The organism is Orenia metallireducens, from assembly GCF_003001995.1.
Lineage (GTDB): Bacteria > Bacillota > Halanaerobiia > Halobacteroidales > Halobacteroidaceae > Orenia > Orenia metallireducens_B.
On the sequence record NZ_PVNB01000068.1, the window covers coordinates 1 to 2,346 of the forward strand.

The following is a 2,346-nucleotide window of genomic DNA, read 5'->3' on the forward strand; positions in this document are numbered from 1 at the left end:
GAGATAAAACCAGCATTAGAGGAAGCAATCAATAGTCCTCAACCTTACCTACTAGACTTTATTATAGAAGAGGAAGAGAATGTATTTCCGATGGTGCCACCAGGTGGAAGTTTAGATAATATGTTCTTGAAGGGGGATTTAAAATGAAACATACAGTCTCAGTTTTAGTGGCTAATGAGTCTGGAGTCTTAGTTAGAATATCCAGTTTATTCAGTAGAAGAGGATTTAATATAGAAAGTTTATCAGTTGCTAAGACAGATAATGATGAGATATCTAGGATAACTTTAGTTGTTGAAGGAAATGATAGGGTCTTAGAGCAGTTGATTAAACAATTAAATAAGTTGATTGTTGTCCATAAGGTCAGTGATTTGACTAAAGAATCAGTTGTTAGTAGAGGATTGGCTTTAATTAAGGTCAAAGCTACAGTAACAGCTCGATCTGAGATTATGCAGATTGTAGATATCTTTAGGGGAAAGATTGTAGATGTAGCTTCTAATTCAATTATGGTTGAAATCACTGGTAATGAAGATAAGATTACAGCAATTGAAGAGTTATTAAGACCTTTTGGAATTAAAGAGCTAGTTAGAACTGGTAAGATAGCAATGGCGAGAGGCAAGAAATAATTGATAAGATTAAAGTAAGGATTAATGAGAATTAAGAACTTTTGAAGTAATATGCATTAAGCAGTAGGAGTTAGGATTTAGCTAAACCCTAACTCCTAACTTTCAAAGCATTGTAATATCTATTAATAATATTATGCTTATCTTAATTTAGTATAATGGGATAGTTTCTTTTATTAAGATATCATAGATATTTTTCTAATAAATGCCTTGACAAAGGTTAGAAAGTGCACTATACTAATTACTAATAAAACATAATATAGTAAAAAGCAAAGAAAGGGAATGAAGTAATGGAGTAGATTACAGAGAATCGGAGTAGCTGAGAACCGATATCTAGGAAATTATTTCTCTCACCCTAGAGCTGTAAAAGTGAACAGAATTACCTAAAAAATTCTTGACAATGAATTAAGTATAATTTATAATTTATAACAAGAATTGAAGATTTAGAAAAAAGCTGTGAAAGGGAAAGTAAATAGTGTATTAGCTATTAGAGCGAACTGGGTTAGGTGGGAGCCAGGATAGGATATACTTTTGAAAATCACCCTGGAGCTGCAAGCTGAAAGGTAATTCCAAGTAAGTTTTGCCGGAGTCCTAAGCTATTTAGGAAACAGCATCCGTTACCATGTGCTGGAGTATGGAACATACTTATTGTATGTAAGTACTTATTGAGATTACTATTGTGAGATAGTAATGAATTTGGGTGGTACCGCGCGAGTCAAAACCTCTCGTCCCAATTAATAGAGTTAGTCTGTTGATTGAGATGAGGGGTTTTTTTGTGTATAGTTTACTAATTAGAGATAAGTAGATAGTAAAGAGAAACTAATAAAAAAGAGATTTAAGTAGTATAGATAAAGAATGAGTAGAATTTAGTGAAATGATAGTAGAGTATATAGTAGTAGATAATTATTGAAGTAGATTAGATATGGCTTATAAAGCCGTTAGTAATAGTAATTTAGTCTGAGTAATAGATTATAAAAGTAGTTAGTAGCAAGGAGAATAAGAGGATAAATTACCTAGGGAGAAGTATATCTAGATTCAATTGGTAATTTATGCAAACTCCAAGTTGCTATACTTGGAGTTTTTCTTTTACTAGCTAAAGTTATTTGAGTTAAGGAGATTGTAATGATAATCTTCTTTTAGCTCTAAATTAAGTAGGGAGAAGTAATTATAAAGGAGTGATTTAGAGTGGGATTATTAACAGGAGCTGAAATTTTTGTAGAGTCCCTTTATAAAGAAGGGGTAGAGACAATCTTTGGCTATCCTGGTGGAGCGGTTCTACCTATTTATGATGTTTTATATGATGCCAAGTTTGAACATATAATGCCCCATCATGAACAGGGAGGAATCCATGCAGCAGATGGCTATGCTCGTTCTACTGGTAAAGTAGGGGTCTGCATTGCCACATCTGGTCCAGGAGCAACCAATTTAGTAACAGGATTAGCAACAGCTTATATGGACTCTGTACCAATTGTAGCTTTTACTGGTCAGGTACCTAGAGCGATGTTAGGAACTGATGCTTTTCAAGAAGCAGATATTACAGGGATTACAACTCCAATTACTAAACATAATTACTTAGTTCAGGACATCAAGGATCTGCCTAGAATTATTAAGGAGGCCTTTCATATTGCTAAAACTGGAAGACCTGGACCTGTCTTAATTGATATTCCAAAGGATATTTTATTAGCAAAAGCGGAATTCACTTACCCCAAAGAGATCAATCTACCAG

General features: G+C 33.6%; 2 protein-coding genes and 1 other annotated feature. Both genes read left to right on the top strand.

Annotated features, from left to right (window positions below; translation table 11 throughout):
* The first annotated feature begins 143 nt into the window (after positions 1-143).
* Complete coding sequence (gene ilvN / locus BX659_RS18520) at positions 144-623, top strand: acetolactate synthase small subunit (protein ID WP_106231967.1); 480 nt, start codon at positions 144-146, stop codon at positions 621-623.
* Positions 624-1,067: 444 nt separating this feature from the next.
* Positions 1,068-1,356, top strand: a binding site (T-box leader).
* A 449-nt stretch (positions 1,357-1,805) separates the two neighbouring features.
* A partial coding sequence (locus BX659_RS18525) for a thiamine pyrophosphate-binding protein (RefSeq protein ID WP_258176167.1) occupies positions 1,806-2,346 on the top strand: 541 nt, incomplete at its 3' end.

What these genes read in the sequence shown, in the direction of transcription:
- ilvN (WP_106231967.1), top strand. Translation starts at nt 144, where the DNA reads ATGAAACATACAGTCTCAGTTTTAGTGGCTAATGAGTCTGGAGTCTTA.